Consider the following 23276-nt stretch of genomic DNA (forward strand, 5'->3'; position numbering starts at 1 on the left):
ATAGGGATATGCCGGCCCGGCTGTTTCTGGCGTGCGCAGGCGGCGAGGGGCCGATGATCGTGGTCTACTGACAGCCATAACGTCAGCCGTCAGGCAGGGAGCCCATGACGCTTGCCATCATCACGACCCGTGCCGGGGTGGGGCTGGATGCTCCAGAAGTTCAGGTCGAGGCGCACCTGGCCAACGGCCTACCCGGAATGACCTTGGTGGGACTGCCGGAAACCGCCGTCAGAGAGAGTCGCGAGCGGGTGCGCAGTGCCTTTGCGACCTGTGGTCTCGACTATCCCCTGCGTCGTATCACCCTGAATCTTGCCCCTGCCGATCTGCCCAAGGAAGGGGGGCGCTTCGACCTGCCTATTGCGCTGGGACTGCTGGTGGCATCGGGGCAGTTGCCTGCGGCGGCGCTGGACGGCATCGAGTGTGCCGGAGAGCTGGCGCTGGATGGGCGGCTTCGTCCTGTCGCCGGCATGCTTCCCTTTGCCATGGCCACCCTTCGGGCTGGGCGGCGATTGATCCTGCCTGCCGCCAATGCCCAGGAGGCTGCGCTGGTCAGCGGCCTTGAGGTGCTTCCCGCCGACCATCTGTTGGATGTCATCGCCCACTTGAGTGGACGGGTGCCACTACAGACGTGTACTGCGGCAGCATCGTCGATGCCGGTTGAGGCAGCCTTGGATCTCTGTGATGTGCGCGGACAGTATCAAGCGCGTCGCGCCCTGGAGGTAGCGGCGGCTGGCGGTCACAACCTGCTGTTCGCCGGTCCGCCAGGTACCGGCAAGACATTGCTGGCCAGTCGCCTGCCCGGCATCCTGCCTCCCCTTGAAGATCATGAGGCCCTGGAAGTGGCGGCCATTCGCTCCGTCTGTGCGCTGCCATTGTCAGAAGGCTTTGGCTGTCGTCCCTTTCGCTCTCCCCACCACACTGCCAGCGCGGTGTCCCTGGTGGGAGGCGGGTCGAGGCCGCGTCCCGGCGAGATTTCCCTGGCCCACTGCGGCGTGCTGTTTCTCGATGAATTGCCTGAGTTCAGCCGGCAGGTGCTGGAAGTGCTCAGGGAGCCACTGGAGAGTGGAGAGATTCACATCACCCGAGCCAGTCACGAGCGCCGTTTTCCGGCTCGGTTCCAGCTGGTGGCTGCCATGAACCCCTGCCCCTGCGGCCACCTGGGGGATCCACGCCAGGACTGCAGCTGCACGGCGTCACAGATTCAGCGTTACCAGTCGCGGCTGTCTGGCCCGCTGCTGGACCGCATCGACCTGCAGGTCGAAGTGCCGGGACTGCCGGTTGAAGAGTTGACCTCTCAGCAGCCTGGCGAAAGCACCGCCATGGTGCGGGCGCGGGTGATGGCAGCGCGGGAGCGGCAAATGGCGCGAGGAGGGTTGAACGCGCGCTTATCGGGCAGGGCACTGGAAAACGCCTGTGCCCTGGATGCCACCGAGCGCGCCTGGCTGGCGCAGACGCTGGAGCGCCTGCGACTGTCGGCCCGGGCCTATCATCGCGTCCTGAGGGTGGCGCTGACCCTGGCCGATCTCGGCGCCAAGGACGCACCAGGGCATGATGAATTGATCGAGGCGATTGGCTACCGCCAACTGGACCGTTTGCTCAAGCGAGGTTAGTGCTGAGCTTCTCGCCGGGAGATCGCGTGCCGCCGGCTTTCGACGGCACGCGGACAGGGCTGCTGCCTACTGCTCAAGCACAAAGGGAGCGGTGTACTGGGCCACGTTCTCGCGGGTAATCAGCAGGCAGTCGAATAGCACCTTCTCCTCACTGAGGCTGATGTCTCCCGTGCGAATGTACTCATCGGCCAGCTGTACTGCGTGTTCAGAGAACACCGCGACAGGCTGAAGCACGGTGTAGGCCATCTCGCCAGCCTTGACCGCATCGACGGCGTCCGGAGAGCCGTCGAAGCCGCCGACCACGATGTCATCCAGACGCCCGGCTTCCTTGAGCGCGGCAATCGCGCCGAGGGCCATTTCATCATTGCCGCTGATGACGCCGCTGATGTCCGGATTGGCCTGAAGCATGCTCTGGGTCTTGTTGTAGCCCTGGGTGCGGTCCCAGTTGGCCACATCGGAGCCGACCTTCTCCAGGTTCGGGTATTGACTCAGGACCGTCTCGTAGCCATTGGAGCGAGTAGCGGCATTGTTGTCCGAGGGGGCGCCAAACAGCTCCACGTACTTGGCATCATCCGCGAAGTGTTGCGCCCACTGCTGGGCACCAAGGGCGGCGCCCTGTGCGTTGTTGGACACCAGCTGGGCCTTGGCCAGGCCTTGCTGGTTGATTTCGGCGTTGATGGTAAACACCGGAATGCCGGCATCCACTGCCTTGCGCACCGCGCCGATGGAGCCATCGGCGTTGGCGGGGTCGAGAATGATCGCCTTGGCCTGATTGGTGATGGCGGTATCGATCTGATTGCTTTCGGTGTTGGTATCGCCATTGTGTGAGGTCACGTGGGCCTGGTAGCCCAGCGATTCGGCGGTTTCCCGGGCCACCTTGCCTTCGGTGAACCAGTAGGGATTGGACGTGTCGTTGACGATGATCGAGATCAGTCCCGCGTCCTGGGCCTGGGTGACCCCGGCCAGTAGAGGGGCGGTCGCCACGAGTGCGGCGATGAGCAGGCGCTTGCCTTTGGTGAGGATCATGCTGGTCCCTTCTTTATTGTCGTGTGTCAGGCGTGTGATGCCGGCTTGGCGGCGGATTGCCCCTGAGCCGACGGGCTCTTGGGCATGGAAGTTGCGCTATCCGCGCTGTTGGCGCGCTTCTTGCCGCGGTACTGGATGCTGTTGAGCATTACCGCGAGGACGATGACGGTGCCGGTGAACACGGTCTGCCAGTAGGCGGAGACGCCGATGATGACCAGCCCGTCGGACAGAAAGCCGATGACGAAGGCGCCCAGCAGGGTGCCGCGGACATTGCCGCGGCCACCGGTCAGGGCGGCGCCGCCAATCACCACGCCGGCAATGGCGGTCAACTCATAGGTGGTGCCGGCGGTGGGGCCGGCAGAGGTCAATTGAGAGGACAGCACCAGGCCGGCAATGGCAGCGCAGATGCCGGACAGCACATAGACGGTGACCTGGACGCGCTTGACCGGTACCCCGGACAGCTCGGCGGCGCGCGCGTTGCCGCCAGTGGAGTAGATCCAGCGGCCAAAGGGCGTACGGTTGAGCATCAGCATGCAGACGGTGGCCACCGCTGCGAGTATCAGTACCCCGACGGGGATGCCGAACAGGCGATTGAAGCCGAGCCAGTCGAAACCGGTGTTGCCGAGTTCGGCGCTGCCACCGAGGTTGTTGAAGGTCAGGCCATCGGTCATCAGCAGGGCGGCGCCGCGGGCCACATACAGCAGGCCCAGGGTGGCGACGAAAGCGGGCACCTTGAAATAGGCGATCAGCACGCCGTTGATCACTCCGACCAGGGCGCCGAGGGCGCAGGTCAGAAGCACCACCGCCCATACCGGGGGGTAAACCACCACGCCGAAGATCTCGAAGGACACCCCCTGCATCAAAAACCCTGCAAACACACCGCACAGCCCCAGGGTCGACCCCACCGACAAATCGATGCCACCGGTGAGAATCACCAGCAGCATGCCGATGGAGAGCAGTCCGAAGATGGCCACGTGGGAGGACATGGTCAGGAAGTTGTTGGTGGAGAAATAGACCGGCGACAGCAGCGAGAAAATGATGATGATCGCGATCAGCGCGAAAAAGGCGCGTCCCTCGAGCAGCATCTTGGCGAGGTCGAATCCGCCCTGGGGTTTGGTGATGGTTGGCTTCATGCGAGTGAACTCCACGGGGTCGGGTCAGGCAGCCACGGACTCGCCTGAGGCAGCCATGATCTGTTCCTTGGTCACGCTCGAGTCGAACTCCGCGCTGATGCGGCCACGAGTCATGACGATGATGCGGTGAGCGATGCTTAAGCATTCGCCGACTTCGGACGTCGAGTAGATGACGGCCAGGCCTTGGCGGGCGCCCTCCGCGAGCAGCTTGAACACCTCGGCCTTGGCGCCGATATCGATGCCTCGACTGGGCTCGTCGAGCATCACCACGCGGGGGTGGGTGGCCAGCATCTTGCCGATGACCACCTTTTGCTGATTGCCACCGGACAGCGAGCCGATGTCGGCGTCGCCGCCGTCAGTCTTGATATGGACGCTGCTGATCGACTCGCTGATCACGCCATGTTCACGCGGTCGCGAGGTAAATAGCCCCCGGGTAAAGGCGCCGATGCTGGCCAGCGACAGGTTCTGGCCCACCGACATGGTCTGTACCAGACCATCGCGTTGACGGTCTTCGGGCACCAGCACCAGGCCAGCCTCGATGCGTGCAGCGATGTCCAGCGCCGAGATGTCCTGGCCATCGAGCAGGATCTGACCCGCGCTCAGTGGCAGGCGTCCGGCAGCGGCTTCCATCAGCTCGGTACGTCCGGCGCCCATCAGACCGTAGATGCACACGATCTCGCCCGCGCGCACGTCTAGCGATAGCTGATCCACCGCCGAGCGTTCGGGGACGCTGGCATCGGCCACGCTGACGCCGCTGATCGACAGGGCCACCTTGCCCATGGCGTAGCCCTCGGGAGGGGCGCCAAGGTCGAAGCCCTCGCCCACCATATGGCGAACGATCCACTCCAGGTCGATGTCGCGACGCTCGGCGTAGGCGGTCATCTGACCGTCGCGCAGCACCACCGCATGGTCGGTGATGGTGAGCGCTTCCTCGAGGTGATGAGAGATGTAGACGATGGAGACGCCGCGCTCCTTCAGGTCACGAATCACCTTGAACAGGACCTCCACCTCCGAGGCGCTGAGTGCCGAGGTGGGTTCGTCCATGATCAGGATGCGGGAACGGGTAGAGAGGGCGCGTGCGATCTCGACGATCTGCTGCTGGCCCAGGCGCAGGTCCTCCACCGGGGTCAAGGGGTCGATCGGTTCGTCCAGCTCGTCCATCAGCGCTCGCGTCTGGCGCTCTTCCTCGGCGTAGTCGATGCCTCCAGGCCCACGTATTTCGCGGCCCATGAAGATGTTGTCGCGCACACTGAGATTGGGCGCCAGCGACAGCTCCTGATGGATGATCGAGATGCCGAGCTGCTGGGCATCGGTGGTCGAGGCAAAGGTGACGGGCTGGCCATCCAGCAGGATGCTGCCGGAACTCGGCTGGATCACTCCGGAGAGAATCTTCATCAGCGTTGACTTGCCGGCACCGTTCTCACCGAACAGCGTGGTCACCTGGCCGCGATGGATATCGAAGTTGACGCCCTTGAGGGCGTGCACGTTGCCGAAGGACTTGGCGACATTGCGCGCCGACAGCACGGCGTCGCCGAGGTTGCCAGTGGTGTGGACGGGAGAGGGGGTGAGTGAGCTCATGGCGGGGGACTCATTGCTGGCGGCCATTACCGCACCTCCAGCGCAACGGGAGTGATCAGCCAGTGGTTGGGATTGATGAGCTTGAACACGCCCACGACGTCCACCGTCTTGCCGGAAAGGTTGGCGGCGTCGATATCGGCCAACACCTGACGTTTCATCTCGCCGTTGATGGCGGCTCCTGCGTTCTGGTACTCGATTTGGTTGGTGAACTGGCCAAAGGAGATCTCGCCGGTGGCATCGCGCAGGTCGGTGCCATTGATCGCAGGGCCAGTCTGCACCCGCACCACCAGGGATGCGGGAAGCCCTGCCACGCTGACCTCGTAGATGCCGGCCTTGGCCTCGCCGGCGACACCGGAGAAGCGAACCGGCATGACGGGCCCGATGCCGGCCATGACACCGTATTCCTGGCTGGCTGCGGCCTTGTCTTCGGCGATGGCGGAGGCCAGCTCGACCGCATCGACCGCACGCCGCTGTACGGCGTCGCGGATCTCGGGAAAGCGCTCGGTGCCGAAGCGCTCGGCAGAAAACTCCCCACTACGGGAGTCCTGCTCGGAACCGATGGTAATGATGGTGGTATCAAGCGCCATGGCAATGATGGCCAAGGTGGCGACGCCCGCGGCGAACAGCCTGCCTCTCTTCCTGCGCAGGCGTGTGGTTGGCCTGGTGAGGGTCGATGTGCTCATGGGTGCCTCATAGTGTGGTGGCCGATGTGCCTGAGAAGACGCCTTAAAAGACCTGTGGGAAGGCGGGCGGTGTGGCTCTTTAGTGATGTGCTTATGGCTATGCGATTGTGGCTATGTGGTTATGGTTATGCGTTTTCTGGTCATTTGATCGACAAGAGATCAAATGATGCAGCTACTTTAGTCTAGCTCGGCCTGCTTTTGTGTCATCTTTTTAGGGTTAGACTTTAGCAGTGGTGTTTATTCGGTTGATTTATAAGTATTTCCGAGATGGCCACATGGATGTTTTGGTATTTTTAACGTCTATTGAAATAAATAACGATTGTTTCTGTGCTTTTTAGTGTTCATATGATCGAAGCGGCAGAGCGCGGCGGTCCAAGCAGGCCGGCAGAAGTGAGAGCAGTCAGCGATGAGGAGGGCATGGCGGCAGGGAGGGAGGTAGGAGGAGGGATGTAGCAGATGAAGGACCAGCAAGCTGGTCCTGGGTGCAACATGAGGTCGCTGGTGAAACCACCAGCCAGGGTGCTGCTGCGCGTGTCGAAAGGTTACAGCGCGTCGGCGTCGAAGGCGCCATTCAGCACAGTCGACCACAGTGCCGCGCCGTCGCCAGGCCGCCTCAGGCGCAGTTCAAAGCGATAGGGCACCAGCTCTCGATCTGACAGACGCAGGCGCGGGCCATCGGCAATCAGACGGCTATCGATCAGCCACTGCTGGGTGTCCGCGGCGGGGGTATCACCGGGTTGCCAGTCCAGTACCTGGGGGCCATCGTCGATGGCCAGCAGGCCGCGGGTCAGGCTCTCCTGCACGCGGGCGACGCTCAATGACAACCGTTCATCTACATTGGGCGGCGACAGCAGCAGCACCTGATCGATCAGCGGCGTCTCCGCCAGGGGAGGAGCCTGGGCGACCTGCTCGGCGGCATGGTGGCCAAGTCCCAGCAGCGCCTGACGCAAGCTATCGGGGCGCTCCGGCGCTCCCGCGCAGCCGCTGAGCCAGAGCGCCACCAGCCACGTCAGCCATTGCAGAGTGCTGAAAGGATGACGGGTGCTGGATGGGCGGGCAAAGACGTTGGGGAGGAACCGACTCTGGGTCAGGCGTCTGGGCATCGTCGTGACATCCTTTTCACGGGGGGCTCTGCGCTGAGCTGTTGCTCCAAAAAGTGACGCACTTCCTCGAAAAGTTCCAGCCGTATGTCCTCGGCTTCATTCACCAGGTGGTGTCTCGCTTCGGCGTGGCAATGCACCGTGGCCTGGGGGAACTTCTTGCCGAGCACGGCCAGATTCCATGGGCCATCCACGGTCATGTCCTTTTTACCCTGCACGATCAGGGTAGGCAGCTGACAGGGCGGCAGTTGCATCAGGCGCGGCATCCAGCGACGCATGGCCGTGACCCAGCCAGTAGGTAAGCGGACCGGCTGCAGTGGATCCTGCTCCCGCAGGAAGGTCGCGAAATCATCATCGTTGGTATTGGGGCGAAACTTTCTTGGCACACTATCGACGAATGGGCTGACCAGCAGGTGGACCCATGCAGCCCGGGTCCACCCCCAGGGCCTGACCAGCGGTGCCAGCAGCACCAGCGCAGACCAGTGGCCGTCGTCACCGCGGCTCAGAGCGTCGGTGGCGAGGATCGCCCCTCCGGTGCTCTGTCCAAGCCCAATCCAGGGGCCAGAGGCGAGGCCATGGTCCCCCAGGTACTGCTGAAGGGCGCGCAGGCAGTCACCATAGTCCGCGAAGTCTTCAATATCGGCACGCTCACCGCTGGACAGGCCGTGCCCAGGTAGATCCCACAGCACCACGGTCAGTTCGAGCTCCAGCAACAGCTTGAGCAGATGCCGATAAAGGCCAAGGTGGTCGTAATAACCGTGGACCACTACAGCGGTGCCCCTGGGCTTTCGTGGACGCCAGACCTGCGTCCATAGGCGAAAGCGCGGGGTCTCGATATTGCCCGCATGCAGGGTGACCCGGTCGTCGAGTATCGCATCGAGGCGATAGTGCGACAGGTACTGTTCGAGCACCTGCTCCAGGGCCGGGGTGGCGCCAGCCGCGGACAGTCGGCCCCCCTGATTGACGATGGTCGTCAGCGTCTCGATGTCTTCGAGTGGGGTGTAATCGGTCATGGCATCCTCCGCGGGAAGGTGCGGCCGTGTGGCGGGAGCCCGAAGCCAACAAAGTCATCGGGTACGCTGGGTGGGAGCCACCAGCGCGCTGCCCCTCGCTTGCCTGCCCAGTCCCTGTCTGAGTAAGACAGCGAGATGGGGCCGGTGGTTGCCGTCATCCATCTGGTCCGGCACAGCGTGAGGCAGCCCATCGGCAGGCCTGAAAACCTTCCTGTTAACGCATCCTTGCTCATTCCATGCTAGCGATTGCGCCTGTTCGGCACCACTGTTTCCTAATCATTGGTTACGTCGCAGGCTTATCTTTTGGTCTAGCCTTGGGGGAAAGACGAAGCGTTTGGGTTTACATGTGGAATTATTTTCCACAAAATCTTTCGGGAGCAGTCACCTTTCATCCTGTCCGGCCGGATGGTGCCAGGGGGGCACCCAAGGCCCAACGAGGAGCTAGACCCCATGACGCAACGCATTACTCGCCATCGCCTTCAGGTGGCCGCCGAGCTGGACCAGTTCATCAATGATCAGGCGCTGCCCGGCACAGGTATTGATCCCGAGGACTTCTGGAAAGGCGTAGACGCGATCTTTCACGACCTGGCGCCCGAGAATCGTGAGTTGCTGGCCGAACGTGATGCCCTGCAGCTCAAGCTTGATACCTGGCATCGCGAGCACCCCGGCCCGGTCAGTGACATGGCGGCGTATCAAGCCTTCCTGAAGGACATCGGATATCTGGTGGACCCGCCTGCCAAGGTCGAGGTTACTACCGAGAACGTGGATCGCGAGATCGCGTCTCAAGCCGGCCCGCAGCTGGTGGTTCCGGTCAACAATGCTCGCTACTCCCTGAATGCGGCCAATGCGCGTTGGGGCAGCCTTTATGATGCCTTGTACGGCACAGACGCGATCTCCGAGGAGGACGGTTGCGAGAAAGGCTCGAGCTTCAATCCCAAGCGTGGGGCAAAGGTGGTGGCCTACGCTCGCAATGTGCTGGACCAGGCGGCGCCGCTGGCCACAGGCTCACATCGTGATGCGGTGAAGTACTTCCTGCGCGACGGCCACCTGGTCGTCTCACTGGAAGGTGGACGCGAGACCGGTCTGAAGGAGCCCGGCAAGCTGGTGGGATATCAGGGAGATGCCGCTGCGCCCAGCGCTGTGCTGCTGTCCCACCACGGCCTGCACCTGGAAATTCAGGTGGACGACAGTCACCCCATCGGCAAGACCGATCCGGCTCATGTCAAAGATGTGGTCGTCGAGGCCGCGCTGACCTCCATCATGGACTGTGAGGACTCGGTTGCGGCGGTGGACGCCGAGGACAAGGTGGGGGTCTATGCCAGTTGGCTGGGCCTGATGAAAGGAGACCTGACGGCCGAGGTGTCGAAGGGCGGCAGTTCCTTCACCCGTCGCCTGAACCCGGACCGTCAGTACCTGACGCCGGATGGTGGCGAGCTGACGCTGCCCGGCCGCTCGCTGCTGTTCGTGCGCAACGTCGGTCACCTGATGACCAACCCGGCCGTGCTGGATGCTGACGGCAACGAATTGCCCGAGGGCATTCTCGACGCCATCATGACCTCATTGATTGCGCTGCATGACCTCAACAAGAGCGATGATCAGCCGCGCAACTCGCGCACCGGCTCTGTCTATATCGTCAAGCCGAAGATGCACGGTCCGAAGGAAGTGGCGTTTGCCAACACGCTGTTTGGACGCGTCGAAGACCTGCTGGGCATGGCTCGCCATACCCTCAAGATGGGGATCATGGACGAGGAGCGGCGTACCTCGGTGAACCTCAAGGCCTGCATCAATGAAGCCACCAGTCGCGTGGTGTTCATCAACACCGGCTTCCTGGATCGCACCGGCGACGAGATGCATACCGCCATGGAAGCGGGCCCGATGCTGCGCAAGGGTGACATGAAGGGTGCCGACTGGATCCAGGCTTACGAGCGCAGCAATGTGCTGGTCGGACTGGCCTGTGGCCTGCGTGGTCGTGCTCAGATCGGCAAGGGCATGTGGGCCATGCCGGACCTGATGGCGGCCATGATCGAGCAGAAGATTGGTCATCCCAAGGCCGGTGCCAACACCGCATGGGTGCCGTCTCCGACGGCGGCGGCACTGCACGCGCTTCACTACCACCAGGTCGACGTGGCCCAGGTGCAGCGCGAACTCGAGGAACTGGATGAAAGCGAGCAGCGTGAAGAGCTGCTCAAGGCCCTGCTGACGATACCGGTGGTCACCTCCGCGGACTGGTCCGATGAGGCGATTCAGCAGGAGCTGGACAACAACTGCCAGGGTATTCTTGGCTACGTGGTGCGCTGGGTCGAGCAAGGCGTTGGTGCTTCCAAGGTGCCGGACATTCATGACGTGGGCCTGATGGAAGATCGTGCCACGCTGCGTATTTCCAGCCAGCATATTGCTAACTGGCTCTATCACGGCGTAGTGGATGCTGCGCGGGTGGAAGAGACGCTCAAGCGCATGGCGAAGGTGGTGGATGGGCAGAATGAAGGCGACCCGGCCTACACGCCGATGAGCCCGGACTTTGCCAACTCCAGCGCTTTCCAGGCCGCCAGCGATCTGATCTTCAAGGGGCGTGAGCAGCCTGCCGGCTACACCGAGCCGCTGCTGCACCACTGGCGCCAGGTCCACAAGGCGAAGTAAGACGCTCAAGACGTTGTCGAGCGCATCACCAGCACCCCCGGAACCCTGTTTCCGGGGGTGCTGCGTTGTGCCCTGGTGGCAAGGGCGTTGAGGTATGGTGTCGCGCCTTGGGGTATGGTGAAGTCGCTGGACTGCTTTCAGGGAGAGAGCCATGACCGTGATGACCGCCGCCGCCATCGAGGATTTTCTCGATGATGTCTTCCCACAGCGCTGTGGCACCATCGAGGCCGTGTCCGAGATGCGTGCGACCATGAGTCTGGCCATCGAGGACGAGCATTTGCGGCCCGGTGCCAGTGTGTCGGGTCCCACCATGATGGGCCTGGCCGACGTGTGTCTGTACGTGGCCATCCTGGCACAGATAGGCCCAGAACCCATGGCCGTCACTAGTAACCTCAACTGCCATTTTCTGCGTCGCGCGCGGGGTGATCGCGACCTTATCGCCAATGCCCGGTTGATCAAGCTTGGGCGACGTCTGGCGGTGGGGGAGGTAGAGCTGTTCTCTGATGGAGATGAGGCGCCGGTGGCCCATGTGACGGCGACCTACGTGCTGCCGGACGCTGACTGATGATCAGCGGGGCTGGCGCCAAAGTCCCCAGGCGAGGGCCAGCCATCCCAGCAGCAACAGCGTACCGCCGATGGGGGTGATCACCCCGAGTGGGCCCAGCCCGGCACCTGCCAGTCCCGCCATGGCCATGGCGTAGAGCGACCCCGAGAACAGCAGCACCCCCACGAGCCACAGTTTCAGGGCCAGTAATTGAGCAGGGATCGGGAACTGCGACCGCCATGCCAGCACGGCCATGGCGGCCAGGGTGTGCCATGCCTGGTAGCGCACGCCGGTGACAAAGGCCGCCGACAGGCGCTCGGGCAAGCGGTCGTGCAGACCATGGGCGGCGAAGGCCCCGAGGCCGACGACGCAGGCCCCGGACAGGGCCAGGGTGATCCACCAGTGGCGATCAGGCATTAGGGGGTCTCTCTGTGGGTGAGGCGTGAAGCGTCTGCCGGCGGCCGGGACAGTTGCAAGGAATCTGCCCCCAACCGTACCCCGAGACGCTGTGAGTCGCTACAATGTGGGCCCCGCGACATCTTGAAAATGAGGTGGCCATGCAGATCCAGCTCAATGGTGAGCCCCACGCCCTCGACCGCGAACAGACCGTGGCAGAGTTGATTGACGCGCTCGGCCTGGGTGGTCGGCGTATCGCCGTCGAACTCAACGAGGATATCGTGCCGCGCAGCCAGCACGCGCAGACGCCGCTGGCCGATGGCGACAGGATCGAGATCGTCCACGCTATCGGAGGTGGTTGAGGCGAGCCATCCCGCTTCACTCTCATGGTGCGCCGCTCGACGGCGGCCCAGAATCGCTTTGCGAGTAAGGACCAGAGCATGACCGATATCTTTCAGGACAGCCCGCTACGGGTCGCCGGCTACAGCTTTTCTTCACGCTTGCTGGTCGGGACCGGCAAGTACAAGGACTTTGACGAGACCGGCGATGCCATCGCCGCCAGTGGCGCGGATGTTGTCACCTTTGCGGTGCGCCGCACCAATCTGGGCCAGGAAGCCGGCGAGCCGAACCTGCTCGACGTCGTCCCACCTGAGCGTTACACCCTGCTGCCCAATACGGCAGGTTGCTACAACGCCAAGGACGCCGTACGCACCTGTCGCCTTGCCCGTGAGCTGCTGGATGGTCACAAGCTGGTCAAGCTTGAAGTGCTGGGCGATGACAACACCTTGTATCCCAACGTGGTGGAGACCCTCAAGGCGGCTGAAACCCTGGTAGCCGATGGTTTCGACGTCATGGTCTACACCAGCGATGACCCCATCGTTGCCCGAGAGCTCGAGGCGATCGGCTGCTGCGCGGTGATGCCCCTGGGTTCACTGATCGGCTCCGGCCAAGGCATTCAAAACCCCTACAATGTGCGGTTGATCATCGAGCAGGCCAAGGTGCCCGTGCTGGTGGATGCCGGCATTGGCACCGCATCAGAAGCCGCGTTAGCCATGGAGCTGGGCTGCGACGGGGTGCTGATGAATTCCGCCATTGCCCACGCGCGCCAGCCGGTATTGATGGCCGAAGCCATGAAGCACGCGGTACAGGCCGGGCGCCAGGCGTTTCTTGCCGGGCGCATGCCTCGTCGCAACGCTGAAGCCTCCTCACCTTTCGCTGGACGCATCAACGTGTGAAGCCGGCCTTGGGAACGCGCTGTCGTCATGTTGCTAATGCAGCAGTGGCGGCAGCGCTTTCCGCAGAAGCGCTGCTCACCAGTCACTTTTCACGCCGCCAGACACCATCATGACCGATCAAGACCGCCCGCAAGAGGGCAAGAATACTGGCCCCGAAGGGCCCGAGGCACCGCTGCATCGTCGCGGTATCAAGAGCTATGTGCTGAGGGCCGGGCGCATGACCCAGGCGCAGACGCGTGGGCTGGAAGAGGTATGGCCGAAGCTTGGCCTGACGCTGGATCAAGGGCGCCAGGACCTCGACGCGTTGTTTGGACGCAGCGCCCCTAGAGTCGTTGAAATCGGCTTTGGCATGGGGGCATCACTGGTCGAGCAGGCTGAAACTCATCCGGATACTGACTTTATCGGCATTGAAGTGCATGCGCCGGGAGTCGGCAAGTTGCTCGATGAAGCCGACAAGCGTGGGCTGACCAACCTCAGGGTGTATCGCGAGGATGCCCTGGCGGTGCTCGAGCAATGTTTGCCGGAAGCCAGCCTGACCACACTCCAGCTGTTTTTCCCGGACCCTTGGCCGAAGAAGAAGCACCACAAGCGGCGTATCGTTCAGCCAGCCTTTGTGGAGCTGGTGCGCCAGCGGCTCAAGCCGGGCGGCACCCTGCACATGGCGACCGACTGGGAGGCCTACGCCGAGTGGATGGCCGAGGTCATGGATGAGGCGCCGGGCTACGTCAATACGGCGACCGAGGAGACGACACCCTATGTGCCGCGTCCCGACTTTCGTCCGTTGACCAAGTTTGAGGCGCGGGGCGAACGGCTCGGTCACGGTGTCTGGGACCTGATCTACCGCCGCGCCGAGTAAGCCGCGCATCGGCTCCTCGCCCTGGACGCTGGCGCCCTGCAGCCAGCGCCCACAGGGCACCGAGCAACGACACGACCAGGCCACTCAGGCCAAGCATGTCGGTACGATCGCCGAGCAGGACGACACTCAATGCCAGTGTCACTGCGGGCGTCAGCGCGATCAGTGCCGAGGTCGATGTGACCCCGAAGCGGCCGAGACTGGCGACGAAAAAGCCGTAGCCTCCGAAGGTCGACAGCAGCACCAGCCAGATCAGCGCCACGCCGCTGTCGAGTGTCAGTGGTGGCGGCGTGGGCACGCCTGGCTCCAACAGCAGTGCTGCGACCACAAAGACCAGCGTGGCAGCGCTCAGCTGCAGGGCTAGCCGCAGCACCAGGGAGAGTGGCTCAGGACGCGCATGCTGGGAGCCCGGGCGTGAGGTGTCAGGGGGTGTCAGCACGCTGCCCAGAGAGACCGCCGCCACCGCGAGCAACGGTAGCAGATAGGCCCACCAGGGCGCGCCACCGGCACTCTGCATGTCGCCGGTGATCATGGCAGCGGCGCCCAAGGTGGCCAGTCCCATGCCCCACCACTGAGCCTTCTCACTTTTCTCATGGAGCAGGTGCTTGGCCAGCAAGGCAGCCGCCAATGGCTGCAGGGCTCCGATCAATGCAGCCACCGAAGCACTCACCCCTTCCGCCACGGCGATCAACATCGCCAGCAGATAGACACCAACGGTCAGACTGCCGGTCAGCAGTTCATGCTGAACCTGTTGTCGATTCGGACGCAATCCGGGGCGTCGCCTGAGACAGGCCACCACGATCCAGGCCAGCGCCGCAGCCAGAGCGAAACGGTAGCTGTAGAGGCCCAACACAGGAGTGTTCAGCTCCACCGCCAGACGACTGCCTACGAAGCCACTGCTCCAGCAGAGCACGAAACCTGCCGCGAGACAGCAGGCTCCGACGGTCGTGCTGGGAGCGGTGAGAAGGCCGCGGTGCCCGACGTTTAGCGAAAGGGTGGGTCTTTGCATCGTTACCTCCTCTAGGCATCGGTGGATGAGTCAGCGTTGGCTTAGTCTGCCCAGATGCTAGACTTTCGAGTAGCGAAAGCTTTTGCACGCTGACTTCAATGTTGCTTAACCCTGGAGGAGGTATGGGAGAGGGCCCATCGCTGGATCTTGAAGCATTGCGCAGCTTTGTCACGGTGGCCCAGCAGGGCAGTCTGGCGGGTGCTGCGGCTCTGCGTCATCGCACTGTCAGTGCCTTGAGCATGCAGATCAAACGCCTGGAGGAACGCCTGGACGCGCGGCTGTTGATACGCGGCCCACGGGGCGTATCGCCGTCGCCGGCGGGTGAAGCCTTGCTCCAGGAAGCGCGTGAACTGCTGCGCCAGCACGATAGCCTGGTGGCCAGGCTGACAGGACAGGGACTGAGTGGTCGGGTGCGTTTCGGGATGCCTGAAGGCTATGCGCCGCATTTGGTGGAGCAGATCCTGCCTGATTTCCTGGCCAGCCATCCCAATGTCTTGCTGGAGGCGGTGACGGCGCCGAGTGGAGAGTTGGCGCGTCGCCTGGAACGCGGCGAGCTGTCGCTGGCCGTCGCGCTGGACCGACCCCACCAGCTGGGAGCGGGAGAGTCACTGTGGCAGACCGCTCCGGTGTGGGCTGCGTCGCGTGAATTTCGTCTCACTGATGACGCGCCGCTGCCGCTTGCTCTGCACCCTCTGGACTGCCCATTCCGCTCTCTCGGGGTAGAGGCCCTCGACAGCCAGGGGCGTGATTGGTACGCCGTCTTTACCAGTACCAGTATCCATGCCGTCGAGAAGGCCGTAGAAGTCGGCTTGGCCGTGAGCATTCTCGACCGTCAGCGGCTGACGCCCAGAATGCGGGTGCTGGATGAGCGAGACGGGCTTCCTGAGCTGAGTCACTCACACGCGTGTCTGTACTTCAGCAGGCGGATTGCGGCGGCGTCATGGCCAGCCGTAGACGCCCTGGCGACCTTGCTGCGACAGCGCCTGTCGGGTGCCGGGCCCTGGCCTGCCCATGGTCGCGAGTCACGACAGATGAACGCGGGTAGCTGACGGAGAGCGTCTCGAGGGTAGGCGGAGCACAAAAGAAAACCGCTCCAGAGGGAGCGGTGAAAGGACCGTGACTAGCAATGAGGAGGAGAAACCAGATAGCGACTGGCAGAGTCTGTATCTGGTGTCAGTGGCTCATCAACACTGACAACATCAGCGTAAATCATTCTCATTTTCCCCGTCAAGCGTAACGAGAATTCTTTTTATTCATGACTTCTGAGCGTCGTTGATCTCTGGCTGGCTGCGTTGGTCTGCGTTGGTCTGGAAAGGGGGAAACAAAAAGGGGAAATGAAAAAGCCGCTCCCAAGGGGGAGCGGCGAAGGACCGTGACTAGCAATGAGGAGGAGAAACCAGATAGCGACGAACAACGCCTGGTATCTGGTGTCGGCGGCTCATCAACGCCGACAAGGTAAGCGTAAATCATTCTCATTGATCGCGTCAATACAAACAAGAATATTTTTTATTTAAGGCGGCGGCCAGCGCTGCTGATGCCATCGCGTTGGCCTGGCCGATCGCTGAATGGCCACAGGCCACAATAGAAAAAGCCGCTTCCAAGGGGAAGCGGCGAAAGGACCGTGACTAGCAATGAGGAGGAGAAACCAGATAGCGACTGGCAATGCCTGTATCTGGTGTCGGCGACTCATCAACGCCGACGAAGTAAGCGTAATTCATTCTCATTCGCTTCGTCAACACAAACGAGAATCTTTTTTATATGGGGCCTGTACGGCTCAGGTCAGCTGCATCCACAGTGGCAGCGTCAGCATCGCGGCCAGGGTCTGCGCCGTGATCAGCCCGGCCATCAACTCAGCATCCCCACCGAGTTGGCGCGCGAGAATATAGGCAGAGGTGGCAGTAGGCAGCGCCGCAAACAACAGCGCCACATTCAGGCTGACCGGGTCGAGTCCGCAGACCCAGCCAAGTGCGAGGACCAGTGCTGGCATGAGGATGAGCTTGGCCAGACTCGATACCCACAGGCCCAGGTCCCGGCGAAGCAGTGCCTGGGGGCGAAGTGCCACGCCGACAGCCACCAGACCAAGGGGAAGCGCAGCTCGACCCAGCAATTCCAGCGTACCGGCCGACCAGCCAGGCAGTCCGATGCCAGACAGGTTGAGTCCAATGCCGATCAGGCACGCCAGAATCAGAGGGTTCTGGGCCAGTGCCCACAGCGAGCGCCAGAGCCCGGAACGTCCCAGGGTTCCGGCGGCAATAAAGGTCAGCACACACAGGACATTGACGGTCGGAATCATCAGCGCCAGCGCTACCGCCGCGACGGTCGCGCCCTGGCTGCCGTGCAAGGCGGCCGCCCCCGCCACCCCGACATAGGTGTTGAAGCGAACAGCCCCCTGAAAGACCGATGTAAAGGCGGCGGCGTCAAGGCCAAGGCGCGGCTTGCACCACCAGAGCAGCAAGGATAGGGCAAGCATGGTGCCGAGCAGGACTACGGCCAGCCGAACCACCGGAACCTGGCTGATATCTGCGCGTGCCAGAGTCGCGACCAGCATGGCAGGAAACAGCAGCAAGTAGATCAGCCGTTCCATGCGTGCCCAGAAGTCGCCACCGGGGAAACGTGCAAGCCCGAGCAGAGCACCCAGCAATATCAGCAGGAAGAGAGGGCCAAGGGCCGCGGTGATGGAGGCCATGTACGATCCTTGTTCGAATGACGCCCGAGGCGACGTGGTGATGCGTTGTTGTCAGTCCAGCGCGTTGATAACTGCGACATTGTCGCGCAGGGGGCTTCGGGATTTTGCTGATAAGCTAAGGTGACACCCATTCTGCTCTGGAGGTCGTCCTCCAACATGGATTCGCGCCAGTCCTCAGCCTCGCGTGGCGCACGTCGTCCACGACTGCGCATGCTGATCACCGTTACCGTGGTCACGCTGCTGGTTGCCCTATGGTACCTGTTGCGCTACGAACTTGGCGATCATCAGGAGACGGTCTGGTACCCCGCAGCCCCAGGGTGCGATCTGCACCAGGGGCCCTGTTCGGCCAGCCTCGGAGAGGGGGAAAGCGTCTCTCTTGCCATCGCGCCTGACAGCAGTATTCAGCCTCTCGTCGCGCTGCCTCTGGCGGTTCGCATCGACGGTGTAGCTGCTGACAACGTGAGGGTGTCATTCGAAGGGGTCGATATGGACATGGGCGAGCACCGTTTTACGCTGTCCGCCGAGCCACCAGACGAGAACGGCGTGAGTCAGTTCACCGGTGAGGGGCAGCTGGGCATCTGTACGCGCGAGACCATGGTCTGGCGTGCCCGGGTCAGCTTCGATACGCCACGAGGGCGCGTAGGCAGTTTTTTCGACCTGGAAGTCGAGCGTAGCCTGCCATGACCTCCCGAATTTCTGCGCGGCGTCGCTGGGCCTTGGGGCTGGCGGGGGGCCTGGTGGTGGCGGCAGCCTTGCTCTGGAGCTTCAGACCCTGGCAGGTGACGCCGCCGTCGGGGCCTGTCGGCGGCAACATCGAACTTCCTGCCACCACCGGCACGTTTTCGCTGTCAGCATTGCAGGATGACCAGGTCGCCGTGCTGTTCTTTGGCTACAGCTGGTGCCCTGATGTCTGCCCCATCAGCCTCGCCGTCGTGCGTCAGGCGCGCCTATCGCTTCCCCCTCAGCTACGCCGTCGAGTGGTGCCGGTCATGATCTCGGTAGACCCCGAACGCGATACGCTGGAGCGACTGGAGGAGTATCTCGCCGCCTTCGGTGACGACATGGTCGGAGCCACAGGGAGTGCCGCCGAACTAGCGGACATTGGCGAGCGCTATGGCGTTGTCTGGCGCAAGGTCGAGACACCAGACTCGCAGATGGAATACGCCGTGGATCACACCGCCTCCCTGTACCTGGTCAAGCCAGACGGTACGATCCTTGAGCGTGTCCTGCATTCACCGACTCCAGGCCCGCTACAGGCAGCCCTTGATCGAGCGCTGGCCGAGTAAGCCAGCGCGCCTCATCGTTCCATGAACATCGTCGCATCAAGGGCGTTGCTGCAGTCGATCGATCATGCTCATCAGCGCGCTGACCTGTCGGCCATCGCGGCTGTCATGCAGCGGATCCTGTTGCCAGGTGCTCTCGCTGAAACCCCACCAATCCCAGCACCCTTTCGGGTTGGCCAAGCTTGCTTCTGCCTGGGGATACAGCACGACCAGGCCGAGGCGCTCGGCATAGCGATTCAAACCGCTGGCCTTGGCGAAGGCGGGCGGCTGGATCGCCTCGTCGTCGGTGTCGTCCACCGCCATCTCACAGCCGTGGAAGGCGACCACGAGCTTGCACGTGTTCTGCTGCTGTTCACAGGCCTCGGGCAGGTACAGAAAACCGGTATCCGCCAGGCCCTTGGCGTCGAACTCGCGCTGATCGAAGGCGATAAGTCGCGCGTCGCTCGCAAACTCCGCTGGCTCGGCTGGCTGGAGCGCGCCAAGCCACCAGGTGAGGAAGTCTCCGGCCAGATCGGTATGACAGTCCAGCAGGTAAGGGGGGCCTCCTTCGCTGCAGTCTGCCAGAGGGATGTCGCTCTCCACGGTGGTGGGCCACCCATGTCCAGCGTCGGGATGAAAGACTGCCTGAAGCTGGCGTTCGTCAGCCAGCCAGCCTTGCCACTGGGTAACGGCTGCGTGGCCTACCGCGGGGTCGATGGTGCCGTCCTCGTCGCCGTGCCACAGGAACACTCGCAGCTCGGCAAGATCGTCTGCGTCACCTACCCGCGATTGCTCACGATAGCCCTGCAGGCGCCGATCAATGGCTGCCAAGTCCGCTGTACCGTGCCGTTGCCCCATGCACTGACCGAGGGCCACCCCCAGTTCACCCAGGGCACATCCCCACGGTCCGCTGGCGACCAGGCCCAGCGCCTCGAAGCGTGAGGGCCAGGCCACTGCCAGCTGCTCCGCCATGTAACCCCCGGAAGACACGCCAATGGTGGTGGTATGCTCGACTGATAGACCGAGCGCCGGGAGCGCTGGGGGCTGCGCCAGCGCTGGCATCGCCAAAAAAAACGCCAGCCCCCCGAGGAGGCTGGCGTTGGTCCGGCGAGCTGGGCGCACTGCCTCAGCCTTCATCACTGGGATTGATATCCAGCAGCTCGACCTTGAAGATCAAGGTCTCGTTCGGGCCAATCGGTCCCTGTCCACGGGCGCCGTAGCCAAGCTCCGGCGGAATGACGACTTCCCAGGTATCGCCCACGTTCATCATCTGCAGGGCTTCCTGCCAACCTTCAATGACCTGGCCGACCTGGAAGGAGACCGGCTCGCCACGCTCGTAGGAGCTGTCGAAGACAGTGCCGTCGATCAGCTTGCCTTCGTAGTTGACCTGGACAGTGTCACCCGCTTCAGGTGACTCACCGTCGCCTTCTTCCAGTTCCTTGTACTGAAGGCCGGAATCGGTGGTGGTCACGCCGTCTTTCTCGGCGTTGTCAGCCATGTAGGCCGCGCCTTCTTCCTGGTTGGCGTCTGCCTGTTCAGCCATTTCTTCGGCGCGTTTCTGCTGCTCCTCTGCGCGCTTGGCCATGGCGTCTTCCTGGAACTTGGTCAACGCCGCCGCAATTTCCTCGTCGGTCATGTCCAGGTCACCGCCGGCGAACACATCGTTGATGGCATCACTGAAGGCGTCGGTATCGAGGTCTTCCACGTCCTGCTTGATGCTCTGGCCCAAGGTCACACCCAGGCTGTAGCTGAGTTTCTCCTGGTCGCTTTCCGGTGCAGAGAAGGCCAGCGGAGCGGCACCCAGCAGGGCGATCAGCGAAGCGGAAGTCAGCAGTGTCTTCATGGAAATCCTTGTCTGGCGGCGTCGGCCGCAGTGTGAATGTCGTTGGTGTGACTGTATCAGGCGGCAAAGGGTTCCGCATCCGTCGCAGTCTACTCCATACGAACAAGACCCGGATCAGGGATCCGGGTCTTGTTCGTCGTGCTTGGCTTGCCGTCTGATGACCGACTAGACGACCAGGGTAGGACACTGGGCGGAGCCGGAAACGCGCTGTGCGACGCTACCGAGGATCAGGCTGGCATCGCCGTTGGTGCCCTGGGCCCCAATGACGATCAGATCGCAGTCTCGCTTGCGAGCAAAGCGCACGATGGTGCGTGAGGGGCGGCCACCCTTGACGAAGGCACGCACCTTTTCCAGCGGCACCCCCAGTTCTACCGCATGGTTCTTGGCATGAACGGCGATTTCGGACGCATATTCCTTGAGCGCGTCGTCTGGCAGGTCCAGCTTGTCGGGACGGACCATCGACAGCGAGGCCTCGAGCAGGCTGTGATGCTTGAAAACGCACAGAATATAAAGCTCAGCGCCGGTCAGGTACTGCAGACCCACGCCCTTTTCCAGTGCTTTCATGGCGCCTTTGGAGCCATCTACCGCCACCAGGATACGATTGAACATCGGTTTCTCCTTGAGCCGTAGCTGTGCTATCGGAAGGCAATATCACGCAGGAACAGCGCAATCTGCGGGAACATGATCAACAGCGCTGCTGCCAGGATCAGCAGGAACACGAACGGTGGCGTGCCTTTGATCACGTCCAGATAGGGGCGCTTGAAGATCGCGATGGCGGTAAATATGTCGCAGCCAAACGGTGGCGTGGCCGACCCTATGGCCACCTGCAAGGTGATCAGGATGCCGACCAGTACGGGATCCAGGCCGGTCGCCTCTATGGCTGGCGCAAAAATGGGCGTGAGCACCAGGATCACCACGATCGGATCCACAAACATGCAGGCCACAAAGAAGGCCACGCAGATCGCGATGAGCACGCCGGTGGGCCCCGCCTCATTGATACCCGCTGCCTCCAGCAAGGCCTGGGGGATCTGGGCGAAGGAGATGATCCATGAGAAACCATTGCCTACGGCCACCAGAATGAACACCACGGCGGTGATCAGCCCCGTGGATTTGGCGATCGCATAGATATCGCCCATCTTCAGCGAACGGAATACCACGAACTCGAGCAACACCGCGTACAGCACGCAGGCAGCCGCCGCTTCGGTGGGGCTGAAAATGCCGCCGTAGATGCCGCCGACAATGATGACCGGGAAGCCCAGGGGCCATAGCGCCTGTCTGACGGACGCCAGTCTCTCGCCCCATGACGCCTTGGGTTCTGTCGGTACATCGCGAATCACCGCGTAGGCCACGCAGTAGAGAGAGAACATCAGTAGGATCAGCAGACCGGGGCCAATGCCTGCGATGAACAGTTCGCCGATGGATGTTCCGGAAATGACGCCATAGATGATCATGCCGATGCTCGGCGGGATCAGGAAAGCAATGTCACTGGCGTTGATGATCAGGGCCAGGGTGAAGGAGTCGGAATATCCCGCCTTGAGCATGCGTGGACGCAGCGGTGAGCCGACGGCCACCACGGTCGCCTGGGTAGAGCCCGATACTGCACCGAATAGCGTGCAGGAGGCGGCGGTGGACACCGCCAGTCCACCTTTCACATGGCCGATAAAGGCCATGACCATATTGATCAGTCGCTCCGCCGACTGACCGCGGGTCATGATATCGGCGGCAAGGATGAACATCGGCACCGCGATCAGTGAGGCTGGTCTGATACCGGCCATCATCTGCTGAATCAGTGTATCCATCTGATCCAGCCCGTTGAACATCATGAAGAAGCCGATCACCGCGGCGGTAATCAGCGGAATCATCATGGGAAAGCCCAGCAATAGCAGGGCAATCATGGTTGTGACCATTATCGTTGTCATTGGGCCATTTCTCCTGCGGCTACCGTCACATCACTCATACTTCGGTCTCCGTGTCCTTGTAGCCATCCACTACGCCTGTCGACAGGTAGACGTCGTGGGACGTCAGATTCTTGATGGCCGTCAGCAGGTACTGGATGCCTGTGATCAAGAAGCCCAGCGGGACCCACAGGTAGATCCAGAAAATCGGAATTCCCAGCGCGGGGAGGATGCGCCCCTTGTCGTAGAGGTCGAGGATGTAGATCACTGAGTAGTAGAGCAAAAAGAACATCACCAGTGAGGTGAACAGGGCAATGACCACCATCAGGACGCGGCGCCCACCTACCGGCAGGGCATCGTAGATGGCAGACATGCGGATGTGTCGGCCATGGCGCGCGGCGTAGCCGATGCCGGCAAAGGTGATCATGATGATCAGGATTCGGTTGAGCTCACCGCTGAAGAAGATGCTCTCGCCAAATACAAAACGCCCGATCACGTTGATGATGGTGTTAGCTGCCATCAGCAGCACGCCGACGGCCAGAATGGCGGCCTCCAGCTTGCTGATCGCGTTGTCGATGGTGCCCAGAAAACCAGGCAGCCCCGAGTGATAATTCTTTTCGGATTCTTCGTCGGTCATGTGCAATCCTTGGTCGGGGGGTACCGGGTGAGAGACACGGGTCTTCACTGTAGCCCTGCCAGCAGCGTAGTGGCCGCGAGGCGCTGATGCCGATAGCGCCTCCAACGCTATGTGTACGCAGACCGGCAGTCGTGCA

General features: G+C 62.3%; 22 protein-coding genes and 1 pseudogene. 9 read left to right on the forward strand and 14 right to left on the reverse strand.

Annotated features, from left to right (window positions below):
• The first annotated feature begins 104 nt into the window (after nt 1–104).
• Nucleotides 105–1610: a YifB family Mg chelatase-like AAA ATPase gene (locus tag KUV45_RS02365; protein ID WP_222162199.1), complete on the forward strand. Its 1506-nt coding sequence runs from the start codon at nt 105–107 to the stop codon at nt 1608–1610.
• Between the two features lie 66 nt (nt 1611–1676).
• On the opposite strand, the gene KUV45_RS02370 is transcribed toward KUV45_RS02365, so the two are convergent.
• From KUV45_RS02370 to KUV45_RS02395, 6 genes are all read right to left on the reverse strand, one after another.
• Nucleotides 1677–2636, reverse strand: a complete 960-nt coding sequence (locus tag KUV45_RS02370) for a D-ribose ABC transporter substrate-binding protein (RefSeq protein ID WP_224851909.1) — start codon at nt 2634–2636, stop codon at nt 1677–1679.
• Between the two features lie 26 nt (nt 2637–2662).
• Nucleotides 2663–3769 carry an ABC transporter permease gene (locus KUV45_RS02375; RefSeq protein ID WP_222162198.1) on the reverse strand — a complete coding sequence of 369 codons (1107 nt, stop codon included), beginning with the start codon at nt 3767–3769 and terminating at the stop codon, nt 2663–2665.
• 24 nt (nt 3770–3793) lie between these two features.
• Nucleotides 3794–5347, reverse strand: coding sequence for a sugar ABC transporter ATP-binding protein (locus KUV45_RS02380; RefSeq protein ID WP_222162197.1), 1554 nt, complete (start codon nt 5345–5347; stop codon nt 3794–3796).
• A gap of 26 nt (nt 5348–5373) precedes the next feature.
• Nucleotides 5374–6030: a DUF2291 family protein gene (locus tag KUV45_RS02385; RefSeq protein ID WP_222162196.1), complete on the reverse strand. Its 657-nt coding sequence runs from the start codon at nt 6028–6030 to the stop codon at nt 5374–5376.
• A 542-nt stretch (nt 6031–6572) separates the two neighbouring features.
• Nucleotides 6573–7133, reverse strand: coding sequence for a hypothetical protein (locus KUV45_RS02390; protein ID WP_224851908.1), 561 nt, complete (start codon nt 7131–7133; stop codon nt 6573–6575).
• Nucleotides 7118–8143 (reverse strand): alpha/beta hydrolase, encoded by a 1026-nt coding sequence (locus KUV45_RS02395; protein ID WP_206942242.1) that lies wholly within the window; start codon nt 8141–8143, stop codon nt 7118–7120. The genes KUV45_RS02390 and KUV45_RS02395 overlap by 16 nt, the downstream gene beginning before the upstream one ends.
• Nucleotides 8144–8593: 450 nt before the next feature.
• Here KUV45_RS02395 and KUV45_RS02400 point away from each other — a divergent pair, with 450 nt between their 5' ends.
• Both KUV45_RS02400 and KUV45_RS02405 read left to right on the forward strand, forming a co-directional pair.
• Nucleotides 8594–10780, forward strand: coding sequence for a malate synthase G (locus KUV45_RS02400; protein ID WP_222162195.1), 2187 nt, complete (start codon nt 8594–8596; stop codon nt 10778–10780).
• A 151-nt stretch (nt 10781–10931) separates the two neighbouring features.
• Nucleotides 10932–11345 carry a PaaI family thioesterase gene (locus tag KUV45_RS02405; RefSeq protein ID WP_206942244.1) on the forward strand — a complete coding sequence of 138 codons (414 nt, stop codon included), beginning with the start codon at nt 10932–10934 and terminating at the stop codon, nt 11343–11345.
• 3 nt (nt 11346–11348) lie between these two features.
• On the opposite strand, the gene KUV45_RS02410 is transcribed toward KUV45_RS02405, so the two are convergent.
• Nucleotides 11349–11741 carry a DUF423 domain-containing protein gene (locus KUV45_RS02410; protein ID WP_206942245.1) on the reverse strand — a complete coding sequence of 131 codons (393 nt, stop codon included), beginning with the start codon at nt 11739–11741 and terminating at the stop codon, nt 11349–11351.
• 140 nt (nt 11742–11881) lie between these two features.
• Here KUV45_RS02410 and thiS point away from each other — a divergent pair, with 140 nt between their 5' ends.
• The 3 genes from thiS (at nt 11882) to trmB (ending at nt 13811) form a co-directional block, all read left to right on the forward strand.
• The gene (thiS, locus tag KUV45_RS02415) at nt 11882–12082 is read left to right on the forward strand and encodes a sulfur carrier protein ThiS (RefSeq protein WP_206942247.1); all 201 of its coding nucleotides are present in this window, start codon (nt 11882–11884) and stop codon (nt 12080–12082) included.
• 78 nt (nt 12083–12160) lie between these two features.
• Complete coding sequence (locus KUV45_RS02420; RefSeq protein WP_206942249.1) at nt 12161–12955, forward strand: thiazole synthase; 795 nt, start codon at nt 12161–12163, stop codon at nt 12953–12955.
• A gap of 109 nt (nt 12956–13064) precedes the next feature.
• On the forward strand, nt 13065–13811 hold the full coding sequence (gene trmB, locus KUV45_RS20250; RefSeq protein ID WP_224851906.1) for a tRNA (guanosine(46)-N7)-methyltransferase TrmB: 747 nt from the start codon (nt 13065–13067) through the stop codon (nt 13809–13811).
• Nucleotides 13812–13869: 58 nt separating this feature from the next.
• Here the strand turns inward: trmB and KUV45_RS02425 are convergent.
• Nucleotides 13870–14817, reverse strand: a pseudogene (locus KUV45_RS02425) (DMT family transporter); the annotation flags it as partial.
• A gap of 122 nt (nt 14818–14939) precedes the next feature.
• Here KUV45_RS02425 and KUV45_RS02430 point away from each other — a divergent pair.
• The gene (locus KUV45_RS02430; RefSeq protein ID WP_206942253.1) at nt 14940–15866 is read left to right on the forward strand and encodes a LysR substrate-binding domain-containing protein; all 927 of its coding nucleotides are present in this window, start codon (nt 14940–14942) and stop codon (nt 15864–15866) included.
• A gap of 725 nt (nt 15867–16591) precedes the next feature.
• Here the strand turns inward: KUV45_RS02430 and KUV45_RS02435 are convergent.
• A complete protein-coding gene (locus tag KUV45_RS02435; protein ID WP_222162193.1) occupies nt 16592–17503 on the reverse strand; it encodes an AEC family transporter in 912 nt (303 codons plus the stop codon).
• 156 nt (nt 17504–17659) lie between these two features.
• Here KUV45_RS02435 and KUV45_RS02440 point away from each other — a divergent pair, with 156 nt between their 5' ends.
• Nucleotides 17660–18187: a hypothetical protein gene (locus tag KUV45_RS02440; protein WP_222162192.1), complete on the forward strand. Its 528-nt coding sequence runs from the start codon at nt 17660–17662 to the stop codon at nt 18185–18187.
• On the forward strand, nt 18184–18789 hold the full coding sequence (locus KUV45_RS02445) for an SCO family protein (protein ID WP_222162191.1): 606 nt from the start codon (nt 18184–18186) through the stop codon (nt 18787–18789). The genes KUV45_RS02440 and KUV45_RS02445 overlap by 4 nt, the downstream gene beginning before the upstream one ends.
• 36 nt (nt 18790–18825) lie before the next feature.
• Here KUV45_RS02445 and KUV45_RS02450 read toward each other — a convergent pair whose 3' ends face one another.
• The 5 genes from KUV45_RS02450 to KUV45_RS02470 form a co-directional block, all read right to left on the reverse strand.
• Nucleotides 18826–19737: a PHB depolymerase family esterase gene (locus tag KUV45_RS02450; RefSeq protein ID WP_224851904.1), complete on the reverse strand. Its 912-nt coding sequence runs from the start codon at nt 19735–19737 to the stop codon at nt 18826–18828.
• A gap of 154 nt (nt 19738–19891) precedes the next feature.
• Nucleotides 19892–20608: an FKBP-type peptidyl-prolyl cis-trans isomerase gene (locus KUV45_RS02455; protein ID WP_206942260.1), complete on the reverse strand. Its 717-nt coding sequence runs from the start codon at nt 20606–20608 to the stop codon at nt 19892–19894.
• Between the two features lie 165 nt (nt 20609–20773).
• Nucleotides 20774–21217, reverse strand: coding sequence for a universal stress protein (locus tag KUV45_RS02460; RefSeq protein ID WP_206942262.1), 444 nt, complete (start codon nt 21215–21217; stop codon nt 20774–20776).
• A 26-nt stretch (nt 21218–21243) separates the two neighbouring features.
• Nucleotides 21244–22527, reverse strand: coding sequence for a TRAP transporter large permease (locus KUV45_RS02465; protein WP_206942263.1), 1284 nt, complete (start codon nt 22525–22527; stop codon nt 21244–21246).
• Nucleotides 22528–22561: 34 nt separating this feature from the next.
• On the reverse strand, nt 22562–23140 hold the full coding sequence (locus KUV45_RS02470; protein ID WP_206942264.1) for a TRAP transporter small permease: 579 nt from the start codon (nt 23138–23140) through the stop codon (nt 22562–22564).
• Between the last annotated feature and the right edge of the window lie 136 nt (nt 23141–23276).

The sequence above is a fragment of the Halomonas sp. DP3Y7-2 genome, assembly GCF_019800795.1.
Lineage (GTDB): Bacteria > Pseudomonadota > Gammaproteobacteria > Pseudomonadales > Halomonadaceae > Halomonas > Halomonas litopenaei_A.